Raw genomic sequence first — 23,551 nt, 5'->3', positions numbered from 1 at the left:
AATCAAGGAGGAGGGGCGAAGCCCCGGGGGACATTCGCGGAGCAAGGTACCGCGTCGGCGGGAGCGTCGCCCTGAACTACGCCCTTATGGCAGCGGCCCTGTGTTCGCCATGCTCAGCGGCAGCTGGGACACCTCGGCCAGCAGCAGCGCCAACTGCTGCGCGGCCGCATCGATCACCGCCTGACCCTTCGCTGCCGTGGCCGCTGCGGCATTGCCCGCCGCCCCCTGCGCGTTGTAGTCCTCCATGGCCCAGCCGAGCTTGGCGCTCTTGCCGTTGCCGAGGATCGCGCAGTCGGCCGCGCGCTGCTCCGAGGTGGAACTGAAATCCTTCGCCTCGCCCATGCGCACCAGTGCGGGCGTCAGCGCCAGCATCATCGAGGTCTCGATCTCGCCCGCATGCACGCCGAAGCGGTGCTCCCGGGCGCTGAACTGCGCGTTCGCATCGCCCAGCGGCAGGTTGAACCAGCTCACGCTGTAGACGATCAGGCCGTGCGCGGCACGCAGCTCGCGCGCCACGATGTCCATCGCGCCCACATGGCCGCCGTGGGCGTTGAACAGCACCAGCTTCTTCACGCCGGCGCGCGCCACGCCCGCGCCGATCTCGTTCCACATGCGGATCAGCGTCTCGGCCGAGAAGGTGAGCGTGCCCGCGAAGCGCGCGTGCTCGGGGCTCAGGCCGATCTGCTGGGTCGGCAGGAACAGCGCCGGCAGTTCCGGCGGCAGCAGCGGCAGCGCGGCGGCCACGATGCCGTCGGCCAGCACGGTGTCCACGCCCAGCGGCAGGTGCGGGCCGTGCTGCTCGGTCGCGCCCAGCGGCAGCACCGCCACCGTGGTCGCCGCGTCGAGCGCGGCAAAGTCGCGCGTCGTCAACTGGGACCAGAAACGGGGCCAACGGGGCGAAGAGACCGGAAGTGCGTTCATGCCGCGATCTTAGGACGGGGCCATGGGCGACGCATGGGCAACACTTGCATACAACTTGCCAACATCGGATGAATTGATCGCGAATCTGTTCACGATTAGTTCTCATCTTTCCCGATGTTCGGTCCTATTGTTTACAAATTGGCCTAGAGTCCCTTTTCACGAACTTTCCGCCACGGCTTGTCACGGCCCAGGAGAGTTCACGCAAAAGGGAGTAGCGTGTCCATCCATCCACAAAAAAATGGAGGCACCGTCGTTGCCGGGCGCAAAGTCGCGCCCTTCAAGGCATTGCCTCACCATCTCGCACGAGCCGTGCGGGGTTTGCCGCCGATCGTGTGCGTGCTGGTCTTCGGAAGCAGCACCGCGTACGCGGATTCCACTGTCGCGCCCTCGCCGGCCGCCCCCCTGGGCAGCGCGCTGGCGTATGACGCCTCGCAGCACGACGCCCTCATCGTCGCGCGCCGTGCCGGTCGCATCACGCCGGCCCAAGCCCTGCAGCAGCTGCGCCAATGGCTGGCGGCGCCCCTGGCCGACGACCAGCGCCGGCGCGTGGCGTCCGACGCCATCGCGATCGCGGTGGCCGACGGCCAGTTCGCCGACGCGGTGGCCGTGGGCCGCCAGGTGCCGCCGGACGCGCTGGGCGATTACGCGCTCGGCCCGCTGGCCGGCGCTGCGCGACGCACGGGCGACATCGCGCTGCAAGGCGACACCGTCAAGGTCTGGCGCGCGCGCCAGCCGGCGGCCCGCGAACCGCGCATCCATGAAGCCTTCTGGCGGCTGGCCAGCGGCGACACGGCGGGCGCGCAAACCCTCTACCGCGCACTCGCACAGCCCGCGCCCACCGAGGTCGCCGACCGCGTCGCGCTGCTCGATCTGCGCGCCGCGCTGGCGCGTGCCCAGGGCCAGCCGTTCCAAGCGCTCACGGCTTACGGCGAGATCACCGCACTGCAGCCCCAGCGCCGCGATGCACAGCGCGACGCCGACTTCCTGCTGGCCGAGTACGGCGGCGCCACGGCCGCGTTCGAGGACGCGCAGGCGGCCGAACGCAAGCAGCCCGGCAGCCTCGCGCCGCTGACGCTCGCACTGCTCGAACAGCAGGCGCTGGCGCAGCAACTGCGCTGGGCCGTGAAGGCGCGCGACCAGCGCCTGGGCGCGGCGCGCGTCACCGACCTCGACAAGGTGCTGGCCGCCCAGAGCGCCGCGCTGGCCCGCGTCGACGCCGCGCTCGCGCAGGCCGCCCCGCCGGACGCCGACACCTGGCGCACGCTGCGCATGCGACTGCAGTCCGACCGCATGGCGGCGCTGCTGGAGCGCGGGCGTCCCGCCGACACCATCGCGCTGTACGACAGCCTGCGCGCCGACGGCACCGCGCTGCCGCCCTACGCGCTGGGCACCGCCGCCCGCGCGCTGGCGCAGGAGCGCCGCTCGGCCGATGCCGTGCCGCTGCTCGAGAAAGCGGTCGTCGACCTGCCGATGCCCGACCCCCTGCATTTCAGCCTGGTCTACGCCTACCTCGACACCGGCCGCTTCGACGAGGCCGAAGCGCTGCTCCAGCGCATCGAAAGCGCCACGCCCGTGCTGATGCGGCTCGCGCCGGAAGCCGGCCGCCCCAACGACCAGTTCTCCGAAGTGAGCGGCCTGGGCGCATTGCTGCAGCTCTACGGCGACCGCCCGAAGATCGCGCAGCCGCGCTTCAACACGCTCACGCAGGAAGCCCCGCTCAATGCGGGCTACGCCTACGGTGCCGCGCTCACCGAGCGGCTGCGCGAGCATCCCGAGGCGGCCGTGGCGCGCTTCGAGGCGCTGAGCGCCGACCACCCCGACGACCTGAGCGTGCGCACCGGCCATGTCGAGGCGCTGCTCGACGCCGACGAATTTCGCGCCGCGCGGCTGCGCGCCGAAGCACTCGAGGCCGATGCGCCCGACGCCGCCGAAGTGCGCGAGATGGCGCGCAAGCGCCGCTCGCTGGTCGGCCCGCAGCTCGAGATCGACGCCGAAGGTTCGCGCGGCGGCGGCACGCTGGCCAGCCGCGAATGGCGCGTCGACAGCCGGCTCAGCTCCGGCCTCATCGGCGACGCGTGGCGCGTGTTCTACGCGCAGACGCTGGGCCGCGGCTACACCTCCGAAGGCACGGCCCAGTGGGCGCGCGGCGGCCTCGGCGCGAGCTGGCAACAAGGCCGCTGGCTGGCCGAAGGCGTGCTGCAGCATGCGAACAGCGGGCGCTACCGCAACAGCATGGCCGGCCGCGTCGACTACCGCGCCAGCGATGCCTGGCGCCTGTCGGCCACCTACGACGGCGACAGCAAGGAGCTGCCCTGGAAGGCGCGCGCCGTGCCCTTCGGCGCGCAGGCCATCGGCGCGCGCGAGTTCGGTGCCAGCGCGGCCTACGTCGTCAACGAGTCGCGCCGCTTCGACCTGCAATGGCGCCGGCTCGACTTCAGCGACGGCAACCTGCGCGACGGCCTCGACTTCGGTTGGCGCGAGCGCTGGGTCAGCACGCCGCGCTTCCAGATCGAGACGCAGCTGGGCGTCGATGCCAGCCGCAGCCGCCTGCAGGACGTGCGCTACTTCAGCCCCTCGCGCGACGCCAGCGCGCAGCTGTCGGTGCGCGGCCAGTGGCTCACCTGGAAAAGTGACGACCGCCAGTTCTTCCAGGTGCTGGAACTCGGCGGTGGCAGCTACCAGCAGGCCGGCTTCGGCAGCGGCCCGCTGTGGAACGTGCGCTACGAGCACCGCTGGGCCCTGGGCCAGAAGCTCACGCTGCGCTACGGACTGACCTTCGGCAGCCACCCCTACGACGGCGTGCGCGAGAAACAGCGCGGCGTGTTCCTGAACCTTTCGATGCCCCTGCAGTGATGTCCGTGATGCAAGCCCCCACCTTCTTCCTCCGGCTGCGCGCGGCCCTGCTCGGGCTGCTGCTGGCGGCGTCGTTGCCCGCACTGGCGGCGCCGGTGCTGCCCGCCGACCCCGACAACGGCGTCGACTTCCGCGTGATCTCGTTCCACGACGTGCGTCCCAACGTGCGCGCCAGCTTCGAGACCTCGCCCGACGAAACCGCCATCGACGAGCGCACCCTCGCCGAAGTGTTCGCCTGGCTGCGCCACAGCGGCTACCACCCGGTCAGCCTGCAGCAGATCATCGATGCGCGCAAAGGCGGCAAGCCGCTGCCCTCGCAGCCCGTGCTGCTGACCTTCGACGACGGCTACCGCAGCGCCTACACGCACGTGTTCCCGCTGCTGCAGCGGTTCAACTACCCCGCGCTGTTCGCGCTCGTGACGAGCTGGCTCGAGGTGCCCGAAGGCCAGCCCGTGCACTGGGGCGACAAGCCCGCGCCGCGCGAGAACTTCCTGCTGTGGCGCGAGGCCGCCGAGATGGCGCGCTCGCCGCTGGTCGAGTTCGCGAGCCACACCGACGCGATGCATACCGGGATCCAGGCCAACCCGCAGGGCAACATGCTGCCCGCCGCGGCCACGCACCGCTACGACCCGGCCACCGGCCGCTACGAAGACGACGCCGCCTACCTGCGCCGCATCGAGACCGACCTGCGCCGCAGCCGCGAGCTGATCGAAAAGCGCACCGGCGCCAAGGTGCGCGCCACCGTGTGGCCCTACGGCGCCTACAACACGCCCGCGCTGGAAGCCTCGGCGCGCGTGGGCATGCCGATCACCTTCACGCTCGACGACGGCGCGAACACGAAGGAGATTCCGCTCAGCCGCATCCGCCGCGCGCTGGCCGCCTACGACAACGAGGCGCCCGACTACGTGCAGATGCTGCGCAGCCCCGTGGGCGGCGAGGTGCGCCCGATCAACCGCGTGATGCACGTCGACCTGGACTACGTGTACGACGCCGACCCGGCCCAGCAGGAGCGCAACCTCTCGGCGCTGATCGAGCGCGTGGCCGCCGTGCGCCCGCGCTCGGTGTTCCTGCAGGCCTATGCCGACCCCGACGGCGACGGCGTGGCCGATGCGCTGTACTTTCCCAACCGCCACCTGCCGATGCGCGCCGACCTGTTCGCCCGCGCCGCCTGGCAACTGCGCAGCCGCACCGGCGTGAAGGTCTACGCCTGGATGCCCGTCACCGCCTACCGGCTGCCGGCGTCGAACCCGCTGGCCACGCACACGGTGCGCACGCTCAAGGGCGACGCGCCGGCCGACCGCTACCACCGGCTCTCGCCCTTCGACCCGGCCGTGCGCACGCTGGTCGGCGACCTGTACGAAGACCTGGGCCGCCACACCTTCTTCGAAGGCCTGCTGTTCCACGACGACGCCATGCTCTCGGACGACGAGGACGCGAGCCCCGCCGCGCTCGACACCTACCGCCGCTGGGGCCTGCCGGCCGACGTGGCCGCGCTGCGCGCCGACCCCGCGCTCATGGCGCGCTGGACCACCGCCAAGACCCGCTACCTGATCGACTTCACGCACGAACTCGCGGCGCGCGTGGGCACCTGGCGCCCCGCGCTGGAAACGGCGCGCAACCTCTATGCGCGGCCGGTGCTCGAACCCGCGGCCGAGCAATGGTTTGCCCAAAACTATGAAGCCTCGCTTGCCGCCTATGACTACGTCGGCCTGATGGCCATGCCGCGCATGGAGCAGGAGGCCCGCACCCCGGCCGACAGCGACGCCTGGCTGGGCCGCCTGGCGCAGCGCGCGGCCGCCGCGCCGCACGGCCTGGACCGCACCGTGTTCGAGCTGCAGGCGCGCGACTGGCGCACCGGGAAACCCGTGGCCGACGCCGAGCTCACTCGCCAGTGGACCCTGCTGCAGCGCGCCGGCGTGCGCCACCTGGGCTACTACCCCGACGACTTCCTGAACAACCAGCCCTCGCTGGAGACCGTGCGCCGCGCGATCTCGGTGCGTTCGCTGCTGTCGCGCGCCCCCCGGCGCAACCACGACGCCGCCACGCTGCCGCCTGAAGGAGGGAAGCCCCGATGAACACGCTCCAGATGCTGGTGGACCTGATTCCGCCGGTGCTCTTCGGCTTCGTCTTCTACTACCCGTTCTTCATGGCGTGGGTGTGGATCGCGGGCGGCCTCTCGCACGCGTGGTCGTTCGAGCGCAAGCGCGACGTCGAGGCCGACCCGCTGCCGCTGCTGCCCTCGCAGCCGCTCGTGACCGTGGTGGTGCCCTGCTTCAACGAGGCGCCGCACCTGCGCGAGGTGATCGAGCAGCTGATGCGCACGCGCTACCCGAACTACGAGGTGATCGCCGTCAACGACGGCAGCACCGACGGCACCGGCGAGCTGCTCGACGAGATGACGCAGGAGTTCAGCCGCCTGCGCGTGATCCACAACGCCAGCAACCAGGGCAAGGCCGTGGGCCTGAACACCGCCTGCCAGCTGGCGCGCGGCGAGTACATCCTGGGCATCGACGGCGACGCGCTGGTCGACCCCAACGCCATCGCCTGGATGCTCAAGCGCATGCTGGCCTCGGATCGCATCGGCGCCGTCACCGGCAACCCGCGCATCCGCACGCGCACCACGCTGCTGGGGCGCATGCAGGTGGGCGAGTTCTCGTCGATCATCGGCCTCATCAAGCGCTCGCAGCAGCTCATCGGTACGCTGTTCACGGTGTCGGGCGTGCTGGCCATGTTCCGTCGCCGCGCCGTGCTCGAGGTCGGCTTCTGGAGCCCCGACGTGCTCACCGAGGACATCGACATGAGCTGGAAGCTCCAGCTCGCCGGCTGGCGCCTGCGCTTCGAGCCGCGCGCGCTGTGCTGGATCCTCATGCCCGAGACCCTGCGCGGCCTGTGGAAGCAGCGCCTGCGCTGGGCCGTCGGCGGCATCCAGACCATGCTGCGCATCACGCCGTCCATCCTGCGCCTGCGCAGCTGGCGCCTGTGGCTCATCTACAGCGAGTACATGGTGAGCGTGGTGTGGGCCTATGCGATGGCGTTGGTGCTGGTGATCAGCTTCATCCGCCCCTTCCTGCCGCACGAGTCGGCCTGGCATTCGGCGCTGCTGCCGCACTGGCAGGGCACGCTGCTGGCCATGACCTGCATCCTGCAGATGCTGCTGAGCCTGTGGATCGACCGTCGCTACGACCGCGACCTCATGCGCTATTTCGCCGGAACGATCTGGTACCCGATCGCGTTCTGGACGATCACGATGGCCACCACGGTGGTCGCCCTTCCCAACGCTCTGATGCGTCGTCGCGGCAAGCGCGCGGTGTGGACGAGCCCTGACCGAGGAGTTTCTTCTGATGCATCCTGAGAACCCGCTCTCTTCGCCGGCGCTGCACGAAGCCCCGCCGCCCCGCACCCGTTCGTGGGGCCAACCCGCGGTGGACGAACCCATCATCGACGCCGCGCGCATCCCGCTGCACGCCTTCGGCAACGGCCGTTCGCCGGCGCGCACCCTGGCCATGTACCTGTGGCTGCGCGTGCTGCGCCCCGCGATCACCGTCGCGATCTGGTTCTGCGCCATCTGGTACGCCTGGCCCTACGTGATGGGTGCGCGCTCCCAGCCCGAGGTGCTGCAGCTGCTGGGCCTGTACGCCATCGTCATCGGCGTGATCCTTGCCTCGATGCTGATCATGGGCCCGCTGCGCCGCCGCCAGCACCGCAGCGAGACGCCGCCGGAGAAGGAACAGTCGTCGCTGTTCGCGCTGGCGTCGTACATCGAGGTCGCGCCCGCGCGCCTGTCGACCTGGCAGCGCACGCGCCAGCTGCTGGCGCACCACGACCACCACGGCCAGTTGCGCGACGCCACCGACACCGCGCCGGCCGCGCTGGAAGAAGAAACGCCAGCGAAGCGCCGCAAGGCCTGACGCGCACAGGGCAACCGACGCGGCCTTTCGGCCGCGTCGCTGCAGGGGTTTCGGGGCGGTGATTCAATCGCGCGGCGGCAGCGCCGCAGACAGATTCACCTTCTTCCAAGGACCCCCGACATGGACCTCCAGCTCCAGGACCAGCACGTTCTCATCACCGGCGGCAGCAAGGGCATCGGCCTGGCCTGCGCGCTGGGCTTCCTGCGCGAAGGCGCGCGCGTGAGCCTGGTCTCGCGCGACCTGCAGAACCTGCAGCAGGGCCAGCAGTCGCTGATCGCCGCGTTCCCGCAAGCCGAAGGCCGCATCTCCCTGCACGCCGCCGACCTCAAGCACCCCGCCAGTGCCGTCGCCGCCCTCGACGCCGCCGAGCACGCCTTCGGCCCTGTCGACGTGCTCGTCAACTCGGCAGGCGCCGCGCGCCGCACCCCGCCCGACGAGCTCACGCCCGCTGCGTGGCACGACGCGATGGATGCCAAGTACTTCACCTACATCCACATGATCGACCCGGTCGTGAAGCGCATGGGCACGCGCGGCCGCGGCGCTATCGTCAACGTCATCGGCCAGGGCGGCAAGGTCGCCAGCCCCGTCCACATGGCCGGCGGCGCCGCCAACGCCGCGCTCATGCTCGTGAGCGCCGGCATGGCCGCCGCCTACGCCGCGAAAGGCGTGCGCGTGAACGCCGTGAACCCCGGCCTCACGCTGACCGCGCGGCTGCAGGAAGGCATGAAGGCCGACGCGAAGCTGCAGGGCATCGACACCGACGAGGCGCTGGAGCGCGCCACTGCACGCCTGCCGCTGGGCCGCATCGCGACGCCCGAGGAAGTCGCCAACACCGTCCTCTTCCTGGCGTCGCCGAAGGCAAGCTATGTGACCGGCGCGATCGTGGCAATGGATGGCGCAGTGACCCCGATGATCTGACAACGAACAGCACGAGGGAGCGAACGCAGTGAAGCGCCCCCCAGGCCGAGCGCAGCGACGGCCCGCCCGTTCCCCCTCCCCTCTGGCCGCGCCGAGGAGCGCAGCGTTTCGCGGATCAGGGCTCGCCCTTGTTTGAGCGAAGCGAGTTTGGGCGAGACCCCGCGAAACGCGAGCACCGCAGGTTGCCCGCAGCGAAGCGGAGGGACGCGGACAGTGGGGTCGCCTTTTCTTTGCTTACTTTCTTTTGGCGAAGCAAAAGAAAGTGAGTCGCCCGCCGGGGCGAGACCCGGCCCCCGAAAGCAACCCCTCAGCCCAAAGCCAACAACCCCTCGAACTTCAACGCAAGAAAATCAACAAAGCCACGAACCCGAGCCGGCACAAACCGCCCACTAGGCAACAGCGCATGCAACGGATAAGGCTCCGTCTCCCAATCCGGCAGCAGCCGCACCAGACGACCTTCCCGAATGTCATTACGCACATCCAACGCAGACTTCAGCGAAATCCCATACCCCGCCACAGTCCACTCCCGCGCCAGCGAAGCATCATCCACACTCCGATCCCCATTCACCCGCACCTCCGTCCACTGCCCCAACTGCGCAAACCGCCACACCCGGTGCCTTCGCCCACTCCGGTTGAACGTCAGGCAGTTGTGCTGCAGCAGATCCTGCGGAACCCGAGGCAAGGGATGCCGACGCAGATAGTCCGGTGAGGCCGTGAGCACCGGGTTCGTCAGCGCAAACGCCCGCGCCACCAGCCGCGAATCGGCCAGCGCCCCGTAGCGCAGCGCCACATCCACCTCGTCGCGCATCACGTCCAGCGGCCGATCCCCGACGGAGAGCGACAACTGCACCCCCGGATGCAGCGCCAGAAACTCGTCGAACCAGGGCAGCAAGGTGCTGCGCGTCAGGTCCGACGGCGAGGCCACGCGCAAGGTACCGACGAGTTCGCCGCGATCCGCAGTGACCAGCGACTCCCCTTCATCCAACAGTTCAAAAGCACGCACCGCATAGTCGAGCAGCGTCTGCCCCTGCGGCGTGAGGCGCATCGCCCGCGTCGACCGCTCGAACAGCCGCGCCCCCAACTGCGCCTCCAGCCGTTTCAAGGTCGCACTGGCCGCGGCGGGCGTGATCCCCAGCGCATGCCCGGCCGCCGTCAACGTGCCGCCACGCGCCGTCTGCACGAGCACCTGCAGGTCCGATATATTTTCAATCTTCATTTGAAAGTGTTGGTGATTCAGGCCGTCTTATCAAACAGCCGTTGTCATCCTACAGTCCAGCCATCGTTCCAGAAAGAAGGTCTCTTCCCATGAAAGCCGTCGGCTACCACCAGCCCCTCCCCATCGACAACCCCGAATCGCTGCAGGACATCGAGCTCCCCGCCCCCGTGCCGGGCGCGCGCGACCTGCTGGTGCGCGTGAAGGCCGTGTCGGTCAACCCGGTCGACACCAAGGTCCGCAAGAACGCCGCCCCCGAGGCCGGCCAGGCCAAGGTGCTGGGCTGGGACGCGGTCGGCACCGTCGAAGCCATCGGCAGCGACGTGACCGGCTTCAAGGTCGGCGACCGCGTCTACTACGCCGGCTCCATCATTCGCCCCGGCGCCAATTCGGAGCTGCACGCGGTCGACGAGCGCATCGCCGCCCTCGCCCCGAAGAGCCTCGACGATGCGCAGGCCGCCGCCTTGCCGCTGACCACCATCACCGCCTACGAGCTGCTGTTCGACCGCCTCCAGGTGCCCAAGGACGGCGGCGAAGGCCAGACGCTGCTGATCACCGGCGGCGCGGGCGGCGTCGGCTCCATCCTCATCCAGCTCGCGCGCCAGCTCACGAAGCTGCGCGTGGTCGCCACCGCCTCGCGCGCCGAAACGCGCGCCTGGTGCCTGGCGCTGGGCGCGCACGTCGTCATCGACCATTCGAAGCCGCTCGCCGCCGAACTGAAGGCCGCCGGTATCGACGAAGTCGACATGGTCGCCAGCCTCACGCAGACCGACCAGCACTACGCACAGATCATCGAGAGCCTCAAGCCCCAGGGCCAGCTCGCGGTGATCGACGACATGAAGGTGCTCGACGCGATGCCGCTGAAGACCAAGTGCATCTCGCTGCACTGGGAAATGATGTTCACGCGCTCGCGCTTCACCACGCCCGACATCGCCGAGCAGGGCAAGCTGCTGGCCGAAGTGGCCGCGCTGGTCGACGCGGGCCGCATCCGCACCACGGCGAATGCGAGCTTCGGCACCATCAACGCCGCGAACCTGCGCAAGGCGCATGCGCTCATCGAGAGCGGCAAGGCGCAGGGCAAGGTGGTGCTGGCCGGGTTCTGATTTGCGCACAATCGGTCGCATGACCGAAGAAAGCACACATCCGCCCCACCTCATCGAATTCGAGACCCCGCGCCTGCGGGTGCGCCAATGGCGCGAGAGCGATCTCGCGCCATTTTTCGCGCTGGCCTGCGACCCGCAGGTGATGGAGTTCCTCCTGCCCTTGCCCACGCGCGCCGAGAGCGATGCGGCGGCCGGCCGTGCCCGCGCGCTCATCGCGCAGAAGGGCTGGGGCTTCTGGGCCGTCGAGCGCAAGGACACGGGCGAGTTCATCGGCTTCACCGGCCTGAACGTGCCAATGGCCGCGCTGCCTTTCTCGCCCTGCGTGGAGATCGGCTGGCGCCTGTCGCGCGCCAGCTGGGGCCAGGGCTTCGCGACCGAGGCTGCGCGCGGCGCGCTGCAGGTCGGTTTCGAACGGCTCGGGCTCGACGAGATCGTGGCGTTCACCGCCAATGGCAACCTGCGCTCGGCCGCCGTGATGGCGCGCCTGGGCATGCACGAGGACGTGGCCGGCGCCTTCGAGCATCCGGCGGTGCCCGAAGGCGATGCGCTGCGCGGCCACCGGCTGTTCCGGATCGGCAACCCGCGGCGCTGAAACGACCGCGCCGGGCTACTTCGCCTTCGACACGCGCCACACTGCGTTGCCCACGTCGTCCGCCACCAGCAGCGCGCCGTTCTTGTCGAGCGCCACGCCCACCGGCCGGCCGTGCGCCTTTTCGTCGGCGCTCAGGAAGCCCGTGAGAACATCGACCGGCGGCCCGCTCGGCTTGCCGCCGATGAAGGGCACGAACACCACCTTGTAGCCCGACTTGGGCTTACGGTTCCACGAGCCGTGCTCGCCGATGAAGGCGCCGTTCGCGAACTCGGGCGGCATGCCGCGCGCGTGCGAGAACACCAGACCCAACGGCGCGACGTGCGCGCCCAGCGCGTAGTCGGGCGCCAGCGCCTTGGCCACCCGCTCGGGCTGTTGCGGCGTGACGCGCGCATCGACCACGCCGCCCCAGTAGCTCCAGGGCCAGCCGTAGAAGGCGCCCTCTTTCACCGAGGTGAGGTAGTCGGGCACGAGGTCGCTGCCGATCTCGTCGCGCTCGTTCACCACGGTCCACAGCACGTTGGTCTCGGGCTCCCAGCCCAGGCCGTTGGGGTTGCGCAGGCCGCTGGCGAACAGGCGCTTCTCGCCGCTCTTCGCATCGACCTCCCAGATCGCGGCGCGGCCCTCTTCGGCCGCCATGCCGTTCTCGCCGATGTTGCTGTTGGAGCCGACCGTGACGTACAGCTTGCTGCCGTCGGCGCTGGCGATGACGTTCTTGGTCCAGTGGTGGTTCAGGCCGGCGGGCAGCGCCGTCACCACGGTGGGCGTGGCGCTGACCGAGGTCTGGCCCTCGGTGTAGGGCACCTTCACGAGCGCGTCGGCGTTGGCGATGAAGAGCTCGTTGCCGACCAGCGCCATGCCGTAGGGCGAGCTGAGGTTCGCCAGGAACACCTGCTTCACCTCGGCCAGGCCGTCGCCGTCGGCGTCGCGCAGCAAGGTGATGCGGTTGGCGCTGGGCACGCCGGCGCCCGCGCGGCCCATGACCTTGCCCATGACCCAGTTGCGCACCTTGGCGACCGGGCCGCCGGCGCCGCTGCCTTCGGGCTTGGGCGGCTTGTTGCTCTCGGCCACCAGCACGTCGCCGTTGGGCAGGGTGTAGACCCAGCGCGGGTGGTCCAGCCCGCGCGCCAGCGCCGTCACGCGCAGGCCCTCGGCGGGCGTGGGCCCGGCGGTGTCGGTCCAGCCGACGGCGGGCGCCACGTTGACGGTGGGGATCAGCGTCTTGTTCGGATCGGCCAGCTGGGGCCGGGGGCCGGTCGTGAGCTCGGGCGCGAGCTTGGCGGTCTCGCCGCAGCCGGCGACGAGCAGCACGGCGGCCACGGCCGCTGCGGACAAGGCGAGGCGGACGGGAAGGTGCGGCGATGCGTTCATGCGGATTCCTTGCGCGGCAGGCGGCCGCAGACCGCCGGATCATGCGCAATCGCACGGCGCGGGCGTGTCGGTCGTGGGCGCTTTCCGGCGTGCGCGCACCTCCTTCGCGCATCGTCGCTACCATCGCCGCATGACCGACGACCTGTTCCGCGCCGACGCCTACCTGCGCACCTGTGAAGCCCGCATCCTGCGCATCGACGACACCGGCATCGTGCTGGACCGCACCGTGTTCTATCCGCTGGGCGGCGGGCAGGCCGGCGACGCCGGCGTGCTGGTGCTCGTCGACGGCCGCGAAATCGCCATCGCCGACACCCGCAAGGCCAAGGACGCCGAGGGCCAGCCGACCGCCGAATTCGTCCACGTGCCCGCGCCCGACCAGGCCGAATTGCTGGCCGCGCTGACGCCCGGCGACACCGTCACCGCCCGCCTCGACTGGGAGCGCCGCCACCGGCTGATGCGCTTTCACACCGCCAGCCACCTGCTGTGCCACCTCGTGCCGGTGCCGGTGAACGGCTGCTCGATCACGCCCGAGTACGCGCGCATCGACTTCCACATCACCGACCCGCTCGACAAGGAAACGCTCACCGCGGGCCTCGCCAAGCTGGTCGAGGCCGCCCACCCGCTGACCGTGGGCGCCATCACCGACGCCGAGCTCGACGCCAACCCCGCGCTGGTCAAGAGCATGAGCGTGCAGCCGCCGCGCGGCACGGGCACGGTGCGCACCATCCGCATCGGCGGCACGGGCGAAGACGGCGGCGCGCCGTCGATCGATTTCCAGCCCTGCGGCGGCACGCACGTGGCCAACACGGCGGAAATCGGCGCCATGGTCGTCACCAAGATCGAGAAGAAGAGCGCGACCACCCGGCGCGTTGTGCTGGGCTGGCCCGCGGCCTCCGCGGCCTGAGCCTCCGGAAAGACCCGGCCCCCAGGAACTTCGCCCCGCCCTCTGGCTCCGACTGACCGGCATGACCTTTTCGCGCATCTCTTTCGCTACTTTTCTGATAGCTACCGCCGCAGCCTGCATGCCGGCTGCGGCCCAGCTGACCCCGAAGACCGGGGCCGTGGTCACCACCCCCCATGTGCGCGCCGAACTGGTCGCCCATGCGCCCCAGGGCGTGGCGCCCGGCGCGCCGGTCTGGGTCGGGCTGCAGATCACCCACCAGCCCGAGTGGCACACCTACTGGAAGAACGCGGGCGATTCGGGCCTTCCGACGGAATTGAAGTGGACGCTGCCCGCCGGTGTCTCGACCGGCGAGATCGCCTGGCCGGTGCCCAAGAAGATCCCGGTCGGCACGCTCGCCAACTACGGCTACGAGAACACCGTGCTGCTGCCGGTGCCGCTCGAGGTCTCGACGCTCTACAAGCCCGACGTGGCGCTCACCGGTGGCTCGCCGGCCATGGACATCAAGCTGCAGGCCTCCTGGCTGGTCTGCCGCAAGGAATGCATTCCCGAAGAGGGCGAGTTCACGCTCTCGCTGCCCACGCGCGGCTCGACCGCGCTGAACAAGGCGGCCTTTGACACCGCGCAGGCCGCGCAGCCGCAGCCGCTGGGTGCGCCCGGCACCATCGCCGTCGAGGGCCAGCAGCTGAAGGTGCGCCTCGAAGGCCTGCCCGCCGCCGTGCGCGGCAAGACGCTCGAGTTCTTCCCCGAAACGCCCGAGGTGATCCGCACCGCCGCCGTCTCCGGCAAGGACTGGACACAGGCCTGGGACGGCGCGACCTGGACCGCCACCGTGCCGCTGGCCGACCAGCGTAGCGAAAGCCCCACCGCCATGCCGGTGGTGGTGGCGCTGGCCGAGGCCGACCGCCAGGCCGGCCAGCCCGTGGCCTGGCGCGCCGAGGCGCCGGTGTCGGGCACCTGGCCCGCCGCCACCGCCGCACCGCGCGCCGCCGAGGTGTCGCCCGCGCTGCAGGCGGCGCTGGCCGCCAACGCGGCCCAGGCGGCGGCCCCTGGTGCCGCTGCGCAGGCCCAGCCCGCCGGCACCTTCATCGTCGCCCTGCTCAGCGCGCTGTTCGGCGGCCTGCTGCTCAACCTGATGCCCTGCGTGTTCCCGATCCTCGCGATCAAGGTGCTGGGCTTCGCGCGGCAGGCGGGCAACGCCAGCGCGCACCGCAAGGCCGGGCTGGCCTACACGGGCGGCGTGATGCTGTCGTTCCTCGCGCTGGGCGGCGCCATGCTCGCCCTGCGCGCGGCCGGCGCGCAGCTCGGCTGGGGCTTCCAGCTGCAGTCGCCCGGCGTGGTGGCGGCGCTGGCGGCGCTCTTCACCCTGCTCGGGCTGAACCTGGCGGGCGTGTTCGAGTTCGGCCGCGCGGCGCCGCAGTCGGTGTGCAGCGCGCAGGCCAAGCATCCGCTGGCCAACGATTTCCTTTCCGGCGTGCTCGCCGTGGTGATCGCCTCGCCCTGCACCGCGCCGTTCATGGGCGCCTCGCTGGGCTTTGCCATCGGCCTGCCGGCGGCCCAGGCGCTGCTGCTGTTCGCCGCGCTGGGCCTGGGCCTCGCGCTGCCCTACCTGGTGGCGGGCTTCGTGCCGGCCGTGGCGCGCCTGCTGCCCAAGCCGGGCCCGTGGATGCACACGCTGCGCCGCCTGCTCGCCTTCCCGATGTTCGCGACCGTGGCCTGGCTGGTCTGGGTGCTGGGCCAGCAAAGCGGCATCGACGGCGCGGGCACGCTGCTCGCGCTGCTGGTGTGCCTGGCCGCCGTGGTCTGGGCGCTCACGCTGACCGGACGCACGCGCGTCGTCATCGCCACCGTGATGATCGCCTTCACCGCCGTGCTGGCCGGCACCATCGGCCGCAACATCGTGCAGGTGCCTGAACCGACTGCGAAGCTGGCCTCGGCAGCGCCGAACGACGGCGAGCGCTGGCAGCCGTGGTCGGCCCAGCGCGTGAGCGACATGGCGGCCGCGGGCCGGCCCGTGTTCATCGACTTCACCGCCGCCTGGTGCGTGACCTGCCAGTACAACAAGAAGAGCACGCTGGCCGACGCCGAGGTGCTCGCCGACTTCGACACGAAGCAGGTCGCCATGCTGCGCGCCGACTGGACCCGCCGCGACCCCGCCATCACCGCCGCGCTCACCGCGCTGGGCCGCAGTGGCGTGCCGGTGTACGTGCTGCAGGCGCCGGGCAAGGCCCCCGTCGTGCTGACCGAAATCCTCAGCAAAGACGAGGTGCGCGCCGCGTTGGCAGCGCTTTGAGCGCTGATGCGGTGAATTGAAACAAGATGACAACGCCGCTGTCATGGGTTGTCACACGCACTTGAAGAAACCGTTCTAAGCTGCAGTTGTTGTTTGGAATTTTGTTTTTTTGGAGTTCAAGCTGGCCATGACGCTCTCGCCCACTGTCGACTCACGCTCCCTTCGCGCCGCGCGCCAGGCGCGCGCCGCCCTCAGCCGCGCTTCCCGCCGCGCCGTCGTGGCCGCCGCCGTCGCGCTGGGCGCCACCTTCCTCATGGGCACCAACGCCTTCGCCGCGCCCGCCGTGGGCCAGCAGGCGCCCGACTTCGTGGCGGTCGACACCACCGGCGCCAAGCACAAGCTGTCTGACTTCGCGGGCAAGTTCGTGGTGCTCGAATGGACCAACCCCGGCTGCCCCTTCGTGCGCAAGCACTACGGCAGCGGCAACATGCCGGCCACGCAGAAGGCGGCCACCGACAAGGGCGTGGTCTGGCTCGCCATCAACTCCACCGAACGCGCCGCCAGCGACTACCTGAAGGCCGACGCACTCGACGCCTGGATGAAGTCGCAAAAGGCCTCGCCCACCGCCGTGCTGATGGACGAAGACGGCGTGATCGGCCAGGTCTACGGCGCGCGCACCACGCCCCACATCTTCATCATCGATCCCAAGGGCACGCTGGTGTATGCCGGCGGCATCGACAGCATCGCCTCGGCCCGCGTGGACGACATCAAGACCGCCACCAACTACGTGAACCAGGCGCTGGGCGAAGTGACCGGCGGAAAACCGGTGTCGATGGCGAGCACGCGGCCGTACGGGTGTTCGATCAAGTACAAGAGTTGATGCGTGTGCACGCGCCGCCCACTGCGCGGCGCGCCGCATTGACAGCTACCTGACTCCCCTCGTCAGGTGCAGGTCGGGAACCCCGACCTACCCTTGGGCCCACAACACCGCCCCAGGGGACACACCATGACTTCCGCGCCTGCCAACGCGCATTCCTCCTCGAAATTCGCCACCGTCCTGCGCGTGACCGGCGGCAACTTCATGGAGATGTTCGACTTCTTCCTGTTCGGCTTCTACGCCACGCAGATCTCGAAGGCCTTCTTCCCCGCGGGCAACGAGTTCGCGTCGCTGATGCTGACCTTCATGACCTTCGGCGCAGGCTTCCTGATGCGGCCGCTGGGCGCGATCTTTCTCGGTGCGTACGTCGACCGCGTGGGCCGCCGCCAAGGGCTGATCGTCACGCTCGCGCTGATGGCCGTCGGCACCTTGCTCATCGCCTGCGTGCCCAGCTACGCGACCATCGGCGTCATCGCGCCGCTCTTGGTGCTGGTCGGCCGGCTGCTGCAGGGCTTCTCGGCCGGCGTGGAACTGGGCGGCGTGTCGGTGTACCTGTCGGAAATGGCCACGCCGGGGCGCAAGGGCTTCTACGTGAGCTGGCAGTCGGCCAGCCAGCAAGTCGCCATCGTCGTGGCGGCCGCGCTCGGCTACTGGCTCAACGTGACCTTCACGCCCCAGGAGATCGGCGACTTCTACTGGCGCATCCCCTTCTTCGTCGGCTGCCTGATCGTGCCGGTGCTGTTCATCATCCGCCGCTCGCTGCAGGAAACCGAGGAGTTCATGGCGCGCAAGCACCGCCCCGACGCGCGCGAGATCTTCCGCTCGATGGTCGCCAACTGGGGCCTCGTGGTCGCCGGGATGATGCTGGTGTCGATGACCACCGTGTCGTTCTACCTGATCACCGTCTACACGCCCACCTTCGGCAAGGCCGTGCTGCACCTGAGCACGACCGACGCGCTGATCGTCACGCTGTGCGTGGCCATTTCCAACTTCTTCTGGCTGCCGGTCATGGGCTCGCTGTCGGACCGCGTGGGGCGCAAGCCGCTGCTCGTGCTGTTCACCGTGCTGACCATCCTCACGGCCTACCCGTCGCTCAAGTGGCTGGTCGGTGCGCCGAGCTTCGCGCGCATGCTCGAGGTGGAGCTGTGGCTGTCGTTCCTGTACGCCAGCTACAACGGCGCGATGGTGGTGGCGCTCACCGAGGTGATGCCGGTCAGCGTGCGCACCGCCGGCTTCTCGCTGGCCTACAGCCTCGCCACGGCGCTGTTCGGCGGCTTCACGCCGGCGATTGCCACGGGCCTGATCGAGATGACCGGCGACAAAGGCGCGCCCGGCCTGTGGATGACGGCCGCGGCGGCCTGCGGGCTGATCGCGACGCTCATGCTGTACCGCCGCAATGTCGACCCGGCCGACGCGGGCCGCGTGCCCGTCGTCTGATCCCCGGGCATTGACCCAGCGCGCACCGGCCGTTGACCGGGAGCGCATCGCCCCTGCCGCCCCGGGTGGAAGTACCGATGATGGCGCGCGCCGACCTGCCTATCCTGCACCAGCGCTTCCGGCGCCCCCAGGGAACCACGGCATGAACGCACACCACTTCAGCACCCGGCTCGAACACCCGGCCGACCGGCAGGCCTGCTGGGGCCGCATCAACGAGTCGTACTTCGGCGCGCTGCGCGTGCAGTGCCTCGACCCCGGCCCGTTCGACGCGCGCATGGACGCCTACGAACTCGGCCCGCTGGGCATGTTCATGATCGAGGCGCCTTCGCACCGCGTGGCGCGGCCCGACACGCACCGCGAGATCGCGCTCGACGAGCACTACAAGCTGGTGCTGCAGCTCGAAGGCCACGGCCACATCTCGCAGCGCGACCGCGAGTTCCACCTGCACCCGGGCGACTGGAGCCTGTACGACCCGCGCGTGCCCTACGCCATCACCAACCCCGAGCGCTCGCGCCTGCTGGCCATCACGATCCCGCGCCAGCAGTTCAAGGGCATGAAGATGCCCGACCTGCACACCTGCGAGGCCCACACGCCCGCCATGCAGGGGCTGTACGCGGTGCTCGGCTCCTTCCTCACCTCGCTGGCCGACCAGCTGCCGTCGCTGCCCAATGCCGTCGGCCGCTCGGTCAGCGACACCGTGCTGGGCCTGCTGGCCTCCACGCTCGCCACGCACGCCGACGAGCAGTTCGGCGCGCAGCCGCTGCCGGGCGTGCTGAAGGCGCGCGTGAAGCAGTTCGTGCACGCGCACCTGGCCGACCCGGCCCTGTCGCTCGATCTCATCGCGCAGCAGCTGCGCTGCTCCAAGCGCTACCTGCACCGCGTGTTCGAAGACGAAGACCAGACGCTCGACCGCTTCATCTGGCAGATGCGCCTGGAGCGCTGCAGCGAGGCGCTGCGCCAGGCCGCGGGCGGGCGCACCTCGGTGTCGGAGATCGCCTTCGCCTGGGGTTTCAACAGCAGCGCGCATTTCTGCCGCGTGTTCAAGGCGCAGTACGGCGTGTCGCCGCGCGAGTTCCAGCGGCGCGAGGCGCAGCGGGCGGCGTCGCCGGCGCTCACGCACTAGGCGGCAACGCCTTTCAGGGGCTGCCCACGATCCCCGACACGTCGACGATGTACATCTGCCGCTGCGATTCGTGCACGGAGTCGATGCACACCTGCAGCCCGTCGCGGCGCCAGCGCGGGTGCAGGTCGCACCGGTTCTCCTTGCTCAGGTCCGGCGTGGCGTAGAAGCTGCCCAGGTCGTGGCGGCGGCCGGTGGCCATGTCGAACAGGAACAGCACGCGCTCGTGCGTGCGTGCGTCGGGGTAGGTGTCGCTCAACAGCCAGCGCGTGTTGACCGGCGAGAAGGTCATGTGGCCGTTCTCCACCAGCACGCCGTCGCCGATCACGCGGACCTCGCCGCCCACGCGGTCGTGGTACAGGTGGTAGTGGATCTTCCCGGCGTGCGGGCCCCACACGATGATGTGCTCGTCGTCCTGCCACAACGGGTGCGAGATCTGGTACTCGGACTTCTCGTAGTCGAAGGTGCCCACGGCCGTCGGGTCGAAGTCGTCCGCCAGCTGCGGCAGCGGATGGTCGGAGCACTCCAGCAGGCGCAGGTCGGAGCCGTCGGGGTTCATCGTGAGCAGGCGGTGCAGGAAGCAGGTCTCGTCCTCGACGCGCTCGGTCCAGCGGTGCAGGAAGAGCACGCGCGACGACGACGGGTTGACCTCGATGTGGCTCACCCAGTGGATCGCCTTGTCCATCGACGCGCGCGGGTGGAATTGGCGCAGGTCCTCGTAGCTCACCAGCAACCGCGCCGTGCCGGTGGCCAGGTCGGTCGCGTGGATGCCGTCGTCGGCCGGTGCCAGCGGCAGGTCGAACGGCCCGCCAGCCTCGCCGTAGCCGATGGTCCGGTGCGTGATGTACAGGCGCCGGTAGTCCACGCTCAAGGCCCAGCGGCTGTCGGGCGCCACCACGTAGATTGGCAGGGGCAGCAGGCGCTTGGCGCCGGTGTCGACATCGAGCACCGTGGCGCCGAAGCCGGGGTAGAACGCATCGGCATCGCCGGTGCGGCTGTTGTAGACCAACTGGCGCCCCGGCGCGCCGTCGAGCCACTGCAGCTGGCTGCCCATCTGCCAGTTCCATGCGGTGGTGTCGCCCACCGCATGGAAGCGGTCGTTGTCCTGCAGGTCGAAGTAGCCGATGCGTGCTGCCGCCGCCGGCGTGAGTTCGGCGTCCATCCAGGGCACCTGCTGCGCCAGCAGGTAGCGCCCGCTGCGGTCCCAGGCGCTCTTGTTGTAGTAGCCGAAGAAATGGTGCTGCGCGCCATCGCCCACGCGGCGGCAAGGTGTCGGCGCCAGCCGGGGTTGCTCGATAAGTTGGTTCGACGACATGGGCTCACTCCGCGGCAATGCGGCCTTGCTGGATCACCTTGTCCCAGCGCAGCTTCTCGGCGGCGATGAAGCGCGTCGCGGCGTCGCGCGTGTTGGCCACCGGCGTCATGCCCTGCTCCGACAGGCCCCGGCGGAACTCCGGCGCGGCAACGATCTTGCGGATGTCGGCATTGAGCTTGTCGGCAATGGCGTCGGGCACCTTGGCGCTCACCGCCACCGTGGTCCACGAGGTGGCCTCGAAGGCCGGGAAGCCCGACTCGATCGCGGTCGGCACCTCGGGCAGCGCCGGCAGGCGGGTCTTGCCCGTCACGGCCAGCGCCTTGAGCTTGCCGCCGCGGATGTGGGCCAGCGTGGTCGGCGGGTTCTCGAACATCAGCTGGATCTGCCCGGCCAGCAGGTCGTTCAGCGCGGCCGTGCTGCCCTTGTAGGGCACGGGCACGATCGGTGCGTTCGCCGTGAGCTTGAACAGCTCGCCGATCATGTGCACCGACGAGCCCACGCCGGCCGAGCCGAAGTTGATGGTGTCCGGCTGCTTGCGCGCCAGTGCCACCAGCTGCTTCAGGTCGTTGGCCGGCAAGGCGGGGTTGGCGACCACGACGTGCGGCATCTCGGCCAGCACCGTGACCACCTTCAGGTCGGTCGCGGGGTCGTAGCTCAGCTTCTTGAACACGCCGTAGGTCGCGTGCAGCCCAATCGAGCCGAGCAGCAGCGTGTAGCCGTCGGCCGGTGCATCGGCCACGAACTTGCCGCCGATGTGCCCGCCGGCACCGGGCTTGTTGTCGACCACCACCGACTGCTTGTACAGCTTGCCCAGCCGGTCGGCCAGCATGCGGGCCTGCACGTCGGAGCTGCCGCCGGCGGTGAAAGGCACCACGAGCCGGATCATCCGGTCGGGATAGGCCTGCGGCTGCGATGCCTGCGACATCGAAGCGACGCCCAGGGCCAGTGCGAGAAGGCCGAGGCCGGCGGCCCTGCGGGGCCAGTGCTGTGTCATGCGTCTTCCTTGCTGTGCGCCGCGACGGCGCGATGGAGGGGGTGGATAGGGCGCAGTCTAGGAACGCAGCATCATTCTGAAAAATTCATTTTCATTCACAGGCTATGCAGAAAAGATATGCCATGCTTTCCGCCGTACAGCCCAGGAGCCCCCGCATGTCGCGCCCGTTGAACTTCCGCCAGATCGAGGCCTTCCGTGCCGTGATGCAGACCGGCACCACCACCGCCGCGGCGGCGCTGCTGCACACCACGCAGCCCTCCGTGAGCCGCCTGCTCTCGCAGATCCAGCATGCCACCGGGCTCAAGCTGTTCGACATCCACAAGGGGCGGCTGCGCCCCACGCACGAGGCGCGCCAGCTGTTCGACACGGTGCAGCGCCACTTCCTGGGCCTGGACCGCATCGAGCAGAGCGTGGCGGTGCTGCGCAAGTCGGGCGCGGGGTCGCTGCGCGTGGGCTGCACGCCGGCGCTCGGGCTCGGTGTGATGCCGCAGGTGATCCATGCGTTCTCGCGATTGCACCCCGAGGTGCACGTCAACCTGCAGACCGTCGGCACGCACGCCTTGCGCGAAGGCCTGCTCTACGGCCTGTGCGACGTCGCGCTCAGCACCGCAGCCTTCCACGACCCGCAGCTCGACGCGGTCAGCCTGCACAAGGCGAGCGCGGTGTGCGTCGTGCATCCCGGGCACGCGCTGGCGCACCGCGACGCCATCCACGTGCGCGACCTGAAGCAGCAGGTGCTGCTCACGCTGAATGCCGACGACGAGATCCACCAGCAGTTCCAGCGCACGCTGCAGCAGCATCGCATCGAATGCGCCGCCACGGTCGAGACGACCTACTCGGTCACCATCTGCATGATGGCGGCGCAGGGCACCGGCGTCGGCATCGTCAACCCCTACGTGGCTTCGGTGTTCGCGCGCGACCTGAAGATCCTGCCGCTGTCGCCGCGCTGCCCGGTGGAGGTGTCGATGGCGTTCTCGCCGCAGTCGGCGCCTTCGGCCATCGCCGAGGAGTTCACCGCGCGGCTGCGCGACCACTTCCAGGCCTTCGTGATGCCCACCGCACGGAAGGCGCAGAAGGAGCGCGCCTAGGCCGTTGCGAGGTAGCTGCTGTGCAGGATCTCCGGCCGGCTGCGCAGTTCTTCCGACGAGCCCGCAAAGGCCATGCGCCCGCGCTCCAGCACGTAGGCGCGGCTCGACACCGCCAGCGCCACGGTCGTGAACTGCTCGATCAGCAGCACGCCCACGCCCTCGCGCGCGACCTGCTGCACCACCTCGACCAGCCGCTTGACCACCGCGGGTGCGAGCCCCAGCGAGAGTTCGTCGATGGCCAGGTAGCGCGGCTTGCCGATCAGCGCCTGCGCGAGGCAGACCATCTGCTTCTGCCCGCCCGACAGCGAACGCGCGGGCAGCGCGAGCTTCACGCGCAGCTCGGGGAACACACCGAGCACGCGCTCGACCGCATCGGCCACGCTGGCCGCAGGCAGCGCGGTCGCAGAAGCGCGCAGGTTGTCGAGCACCGACAGCTCGCCGAGCACGCGATGCCCCTCGGGCACCACCGCCACGCCCAGCGCGCGCACGCGCTCCGGCCGCTGGCCATGCAGCGCGTGGCCTTCGACCTCGATGCGCCCGCCCGTGAGCGGCAGCACGCCGCCGATGGCCATCACGGTGCTCGACTTGCCCGCGCCGTTGGCGCCCAGCAGCGCCGTCACCTCGCCCGGCGGCACCTGCAGGTCGATGCCGTGCAGCACGGCCTTGCCGCCGCGCTGCAGGCGCAGATCCGTCACGTTCAGCATGGGGTG

Annotated in this window: 19 protein-coding genes; 13 read left to right on the top strand and 6 right to left on the bottom strand. The window is 70.0% G+C overall.

Annotated features, from left to right (window positions below; genetic code table 11):
* Positions 1 to 84: 84 nt before the first annotated feature.
* Positions 85 to 921 (bottom strand): creatininase family protein, encoded by an 837-nt coding sequence (locus tag AC07SQ_RS16335; protein WP_495273492.1) that lies wholly within the window; start codon positions 919 to 921, stop codon positions 85 to 87.
* 309 nt (positions 922 to 1,230) lie between these two features.
* Between AC07SQ_RS16335 and pgaA the strand changes: the two genes are divergently transcribed.
* From pgaA to AC07SQ_RS16310, 5 genes are all read left to right on the top strand, one after another.
* Entirely contained in the window at positions 1,231 to 3,774 is a 2,544-nt protein-coding gene (gene pgaA / locus AC07SQ_RS16330; protein ID WP_495273491.1) for a poly-beta-1,6 N-acetyl-D-glucosamine export porin PgaA, read from the top strand.
* A gap of 8 nt (positions 3,775 to 3,782) precedes the next feature.
* Positions 3,783 to 5,849, top strand: a complete 2,067-nt coding sequence (gene pgaB / locus AC07SQ_RS16325) for a poly-beta-1,6-N-acetyl-D-glucosamine N-deacetylase PgaB (protein WP_495273490.1) — start codon at positions 3,783 to 3,785, stop codon at positions 5,847 to 5,849.
* Positions 5,846 to 7,126, top strand: coding sequence for a poly-beta-1,6-N-acetyl-D-glucosamine synthase (pgaC, locus tag AC07SQ_RS16320; RefSeq protein ID WP_495273489.1), 1,281 nt, complete (start codon positions 5,846 to 5,848; stop codon positions 7,124 to 7,126). Before pgaB ends, pgaC begins: the two co-directional genes overlap by 4 nt.
* Positions 7,116 to 7,682, top strand: coding sequence for a PgaD family protein (locus AC07SQ_RS16315; protein WP_159273740.1), 567 nt, complete (start codon positions 7,116 to 7,118; stop codon positions 7,680 to 7,682). The genes pgaC and AC07SQ_RS16315 overlap by 11 nt, the downstream gene beginning before the upstream one ends.
* A 120-nt stretch (positions 7,683 to 7,802) precedes the next feature.
* Positions 7,803 to 8,600, top strand: coding sequence for an SDR family oxidoreductase (locus AC07SQ_RS16310; RefSeq protein ID WP_495273488.1), 798 nt, complete (start codon positions 7,803 to 7,805; stop codon positions 8,598 to 8,600).
* 307 nt (positions 8,601 to 8,907) lie between these two features.
* Here AC07SQ_RS16310 and AC07SQ_RS16305 read toward each other — a convergent pair whose 3' ends face one another.
* Positions 8,908 to 9,816 (bottom strand): LysR family transcriptional regulator, encoded by a 909-nt coding sequence (locus tag AC07SQ_RS16305; RefSeq protein ID WP_095949478.1) that lies wholly within the window; start codon positions 9,814 to 9,816, stop codon positions 8,908 to 8,910.
* Positions 9,817 to 9,905: 89 nt separating this feature from the next.
* On the opposite strand from AC07SQ_RS16305, the gene AC07SQ_RS16300 reads away from it, so the two are divergent.
* Both AC07SQ_RS16300 and AC07SQ_RS16295 read left to right on the top strand, forming a co-directional pair.
* Complete coding sequence (locus AC07SQ_RS16300; RefSeq protein ID WP_495273487.1) at positions 9,906 to 10,916, top strand: zinc-binding alcohol dehydrogenase family protein; 1,011 nt, start codon at positions 9,906 to 9,908, stop codon at positions 10,914 to 10,916.
* Positions 10,917 to 10,935: 19 nt separating this feature from the next.
* Positions 10,936 to 11,508 carry a GNAT family N-acetyltransferase gene (locus AC07SQ_RS16295; protein ID WP_495273486.1) on the top strand — a complete coding sequence of 191 codons (573 nt, stop codon included), beginning with the start codon at positions 10,936 to 10,938 and terminating at the stop codon, positions 11,506 to 11,508.
* A 15-nt stretch (positions 11,509 to 11,523) separates the two neighbouring features.
* Here the strand turns inward: AC07SQ_RS16295 and AC07SQ_RS16290 are convergent, their stop codons facing one another.
* The gene (locus AC07SQ_RS16290) at positions 11,524 to 12,876 is read right to left on the bottom strand and encodes a PQQ-dependent sugar dehydrogenase (RefSeq protein WP_495273485.1); all 1,353 of its coding nucleotides are present in this window, start codon (positions 12,874 to 12,876) and stop codon (positions 11,524 to 11,526) included.
* A 130-nt stretch (positions 12,877 to 13,006) separates the two neighbouring features.
* Here AC07SQ_RS16290 and AC07SQ_RS16285 point away from each other — a divergent pair, with 130 nt between their 5' ends.
* The 5 genes from AC07SQ_RS16285 (at position 13,007) to AC07SQ_RS16265 (ending at position 19,447) form a co-directional block, all read left to right on the top strand.
* On the top strand, positions 13,007 to 13,780 hold the full coding sequence (locus tag AC07SQ_RS16285; protein ID WP_495273484.1) for an alanyl-tRNA editing protein: 774 nt from the start codon (positions 13,007 to 13,009) through the stop codon (positions 13,778 to 13,780).
* A gap of 61 nt (positions 13,781 to 13,841) precedes the next feature.
* Entirely contained in the window at positions 13,842 to 16,070 is a 2,229-nt protein-coding gene (locus tag AC07SQ_RS16280; RefSeq protein ID WP_495273483.1) for a protein-disulfide reductase DsbD family protein, read from the top strand.
* A gap of 127 nt (positions 16,071 to 16,197) precedes the next feature.
* Entirely contained in the window at positions 16,198 to 16,890 is a 693-nt protein-coding gene (locus tag AC07SQ_RS16275; RefSeq protein ID WP_185993734.1) for a redoxin domain-containing protein, read from the top strand.
* 126 nt (positions 16,891 to 17,016) lie between these two features.
* On the top strand, positions 17,017 to 18,324 hold the full coding sequence (locus tag AC07SQ_RS16270) for an MFS transporter (RefSeq protein ID WP_095743482.1): 1,308 nt from the start codon (positions 17,017 to 17,019) through the stop codon (positions 18,322 to 18,324).
* Positions 18,325 to 18,466: 142 nt separating this feature from the next.
* Positions 18,467 to 19,447 carry an AraC-like ligand-binding domain-containing protein gene (locus tag AC07SQ_RS16265; RefSeq protein WP_492678977.1) on the top strand — a complete coding sequence of 327 codons (981 nt, stop codon included), beginning with the start codon at positions 18,467 to 18,469 and terminating at the stop codon, positions 19,445 to 19,447.
* Positions 19,448 to 19,460: 13 nt separating this feature from the next.
* Here the strand turns inward: AC07SQ_RS16265 and AC07SQ_RS16260 are convergent, their stop codons facing one another.
* Both AC07SQ_RS16260 and AC07SQ_RS16255 read right to left on the bottom strand, forming a co-directional pair.
* Positions 19,461 to 20,759, bottom strand: coding sequence for a hypothetical protein (locus AC07SQ_RS16260; protein WP_495273482.1), 1,299 nt, complete (start codon positions 20,757 to 20,759; stop codon positions 19,461 to 19,463).
* Between the two features lie 4 nt (positions 20,760 to 20,763).
* Positions 20,764 to 21,753 (bottom strand): tripartite tricarboxylate transporter substrate binding protein, encoded by a 990-nt coding sequence (locus AC07SQ_RS16255; RefSeq protein WP_495273481.1) that lies wholly within the window; start codon positions 21,751 to 21,753, stop codon positions 20,764 to 20,766.
* Between the two features lie 155 nt (positions 21,754 to 21,908).
* Between AC07SQ_RS16255 and AC07SQ_RS16250 the strand changes: the two genes are divergently transcribed.
* Positions 21,909 to 22,841, top strand: coding sequence for a LysR substrate-binding domain-containing protein (locus AC07SQ_RS16250; protein ID WP_495273480.1), 933 nt, complete (start codon positions 21,909 to 21,911; stop codon positions 22,839 to 22,841).
* On the opposite strand, the gene AC07SQ_RS16245 is transcribed toward AC07SQ_RS16250, so the two are convergent.
* Positions 22,838 to 23,545, bottom strand: a complete 708-nt coding sequence (locus AC07SQ_RS16245) for an ABC transporter ATP-binding protein (protein WP_495273479.1) — start codon at positions 23,543 to 23,545, stop codon at positions 22,838 to 22,840. The genes AC07SQ_RS16250 and AC07SQ_RS16245 overlap by 4 nt on opposite strands.
* Between the last annotated feature and the right edge of the window lie 6 nt (positions 23,546 to 23,551).

It is taken from the genome of Variovorax sp. GW821-FHT06D12 (assembly GCF_059419205.1).
Note: the sequence above shows the minus strand (reverse complement) of the source record. Positions and strands in the feature narration are given on the sequence as shown.

Coding starts and splice junctions, on each gene's coding strand:
- AC07SQ_RS16255 (WP_495273481.1), bottom strand. CDS start 21,753: ATGACACAGCACTGGCCCCGCAGGGCCGCCGGCCTCGGCCTTCTCGCA.
- AC07SQ_RS16300 (WP_495273487.1), top strand. CDS start 9,906: ATGAAAGCCGTCGGCTACCACCAGCCCCTCCCCATCGACAACCCCGAA.
- pgaC (WP_495273489.1), top strand. CDS start 5,846: ATGAACACGCTCCAGATGCTGGTGGACCTGATTCCGCCGGTGCTCTTC.
- AC07SQ_RS16315 (WP_159273740.1), top strand. CDS start 7,116: ATGCATCCTGAGAACCCGCTCTCTTCGCCGGCGCTGCACGAAGCCCCG.
- AC07SQ_RS16280 (WP_495273483.1), top strand. CDS start 13,842: ATGACCTTTTCGCGCATCTCTTTCGCTACTTTTCTGATAGCTACCGCC.
- AC07SQ_RS16285 (WP_495273484.1), top strand. CDS start 13,007: ATGACCGACGACCTGTTCCGCGCCGACGCCTACCTGCGCACCTGTGAA.
- pgaB (WP_495273490.1), top strand. CDS start 3,783: ATGCAAGCCCCCACCTTCTTCCTCCGGCTGCGCGCGGCCCTGCTCGGG.
- AC07SQ_RS16250 (WP_495273480.1), top strand. CDS start 21,909: ATGTCGCGCCCGTTGAACTTCCGCCAGATCGAGGCCTTCCGTGCCGTG.
- AC07SQ_RS16245 (WP_495273479.1), bottom strand. CDS start 23,545: ATGCTGAACGTGACGGATCTGCGCCTGCAGCGCGGCGGCAAGGCCGTG.
- AC07SQ_RS16335 (WP_495273492.1), bottom strand. CDS start 921: ATGAACGCACTTCCGGTCTCTTCGCCCCGTTGGCCCCGTTTCTGGTCC.
- AC07SQ_RS16295 (WP_495273486.1), top strand. CDS start 10,936: ATGACCGAAGAAAGCACACATCCGCCCCACCTCATCGAATTCGAGACC.
- AC07SQ_RS16305 (WP_095949478.1), bottom strand. CDS start 9,816: ATGAAGATTGAAAATATATCGGACCTGCAGGTGCTCGTGCAGACGGCG.
- AC07SQ_RS16265 (WP_492678977.1), top strand. CDS start 18,467: ATGAACGCACACCACTTCAGCACCCGGCTCGAACACCCGGCCGACCGG.
- AC07SQ_RS16260 (WP_495273482.1), bottom strand. CDS start 20,759: ATGTCGTCGAACCAACTTATCGAGCAACCCCGGCTGGCGCCGACACCT.
- AC07SQ_RS16310 (WP_495273488.1), top strand. CDS start 7,803: ATGGACCTCCAGCTCCAGGACCAGCACGTTCTCATCACCGGCGGCAGC.
- AC07SQ_RS16270 (WP_095743482.1), top strand. CDS start 17,017: ATGACTTCCGCGCCTGCCAACGCGCATTCCTCCTCGAAATTCGCCACC.
- AC07SQ_RS16290 (WP_495273485.1), bottom strand. CDS start 12,876: ATGAACGCATCGCCGCACCTTCCCGTCCGCCTCGCCTTGTCCGCAGCG.
- AC07SQ_RS16275 (WP_185993734.1), top strand. CDS start 16,198: ATGACGCTCTCGCCCACTGTCGACTCACGCTCCCTTCGCGCCGCGCGC.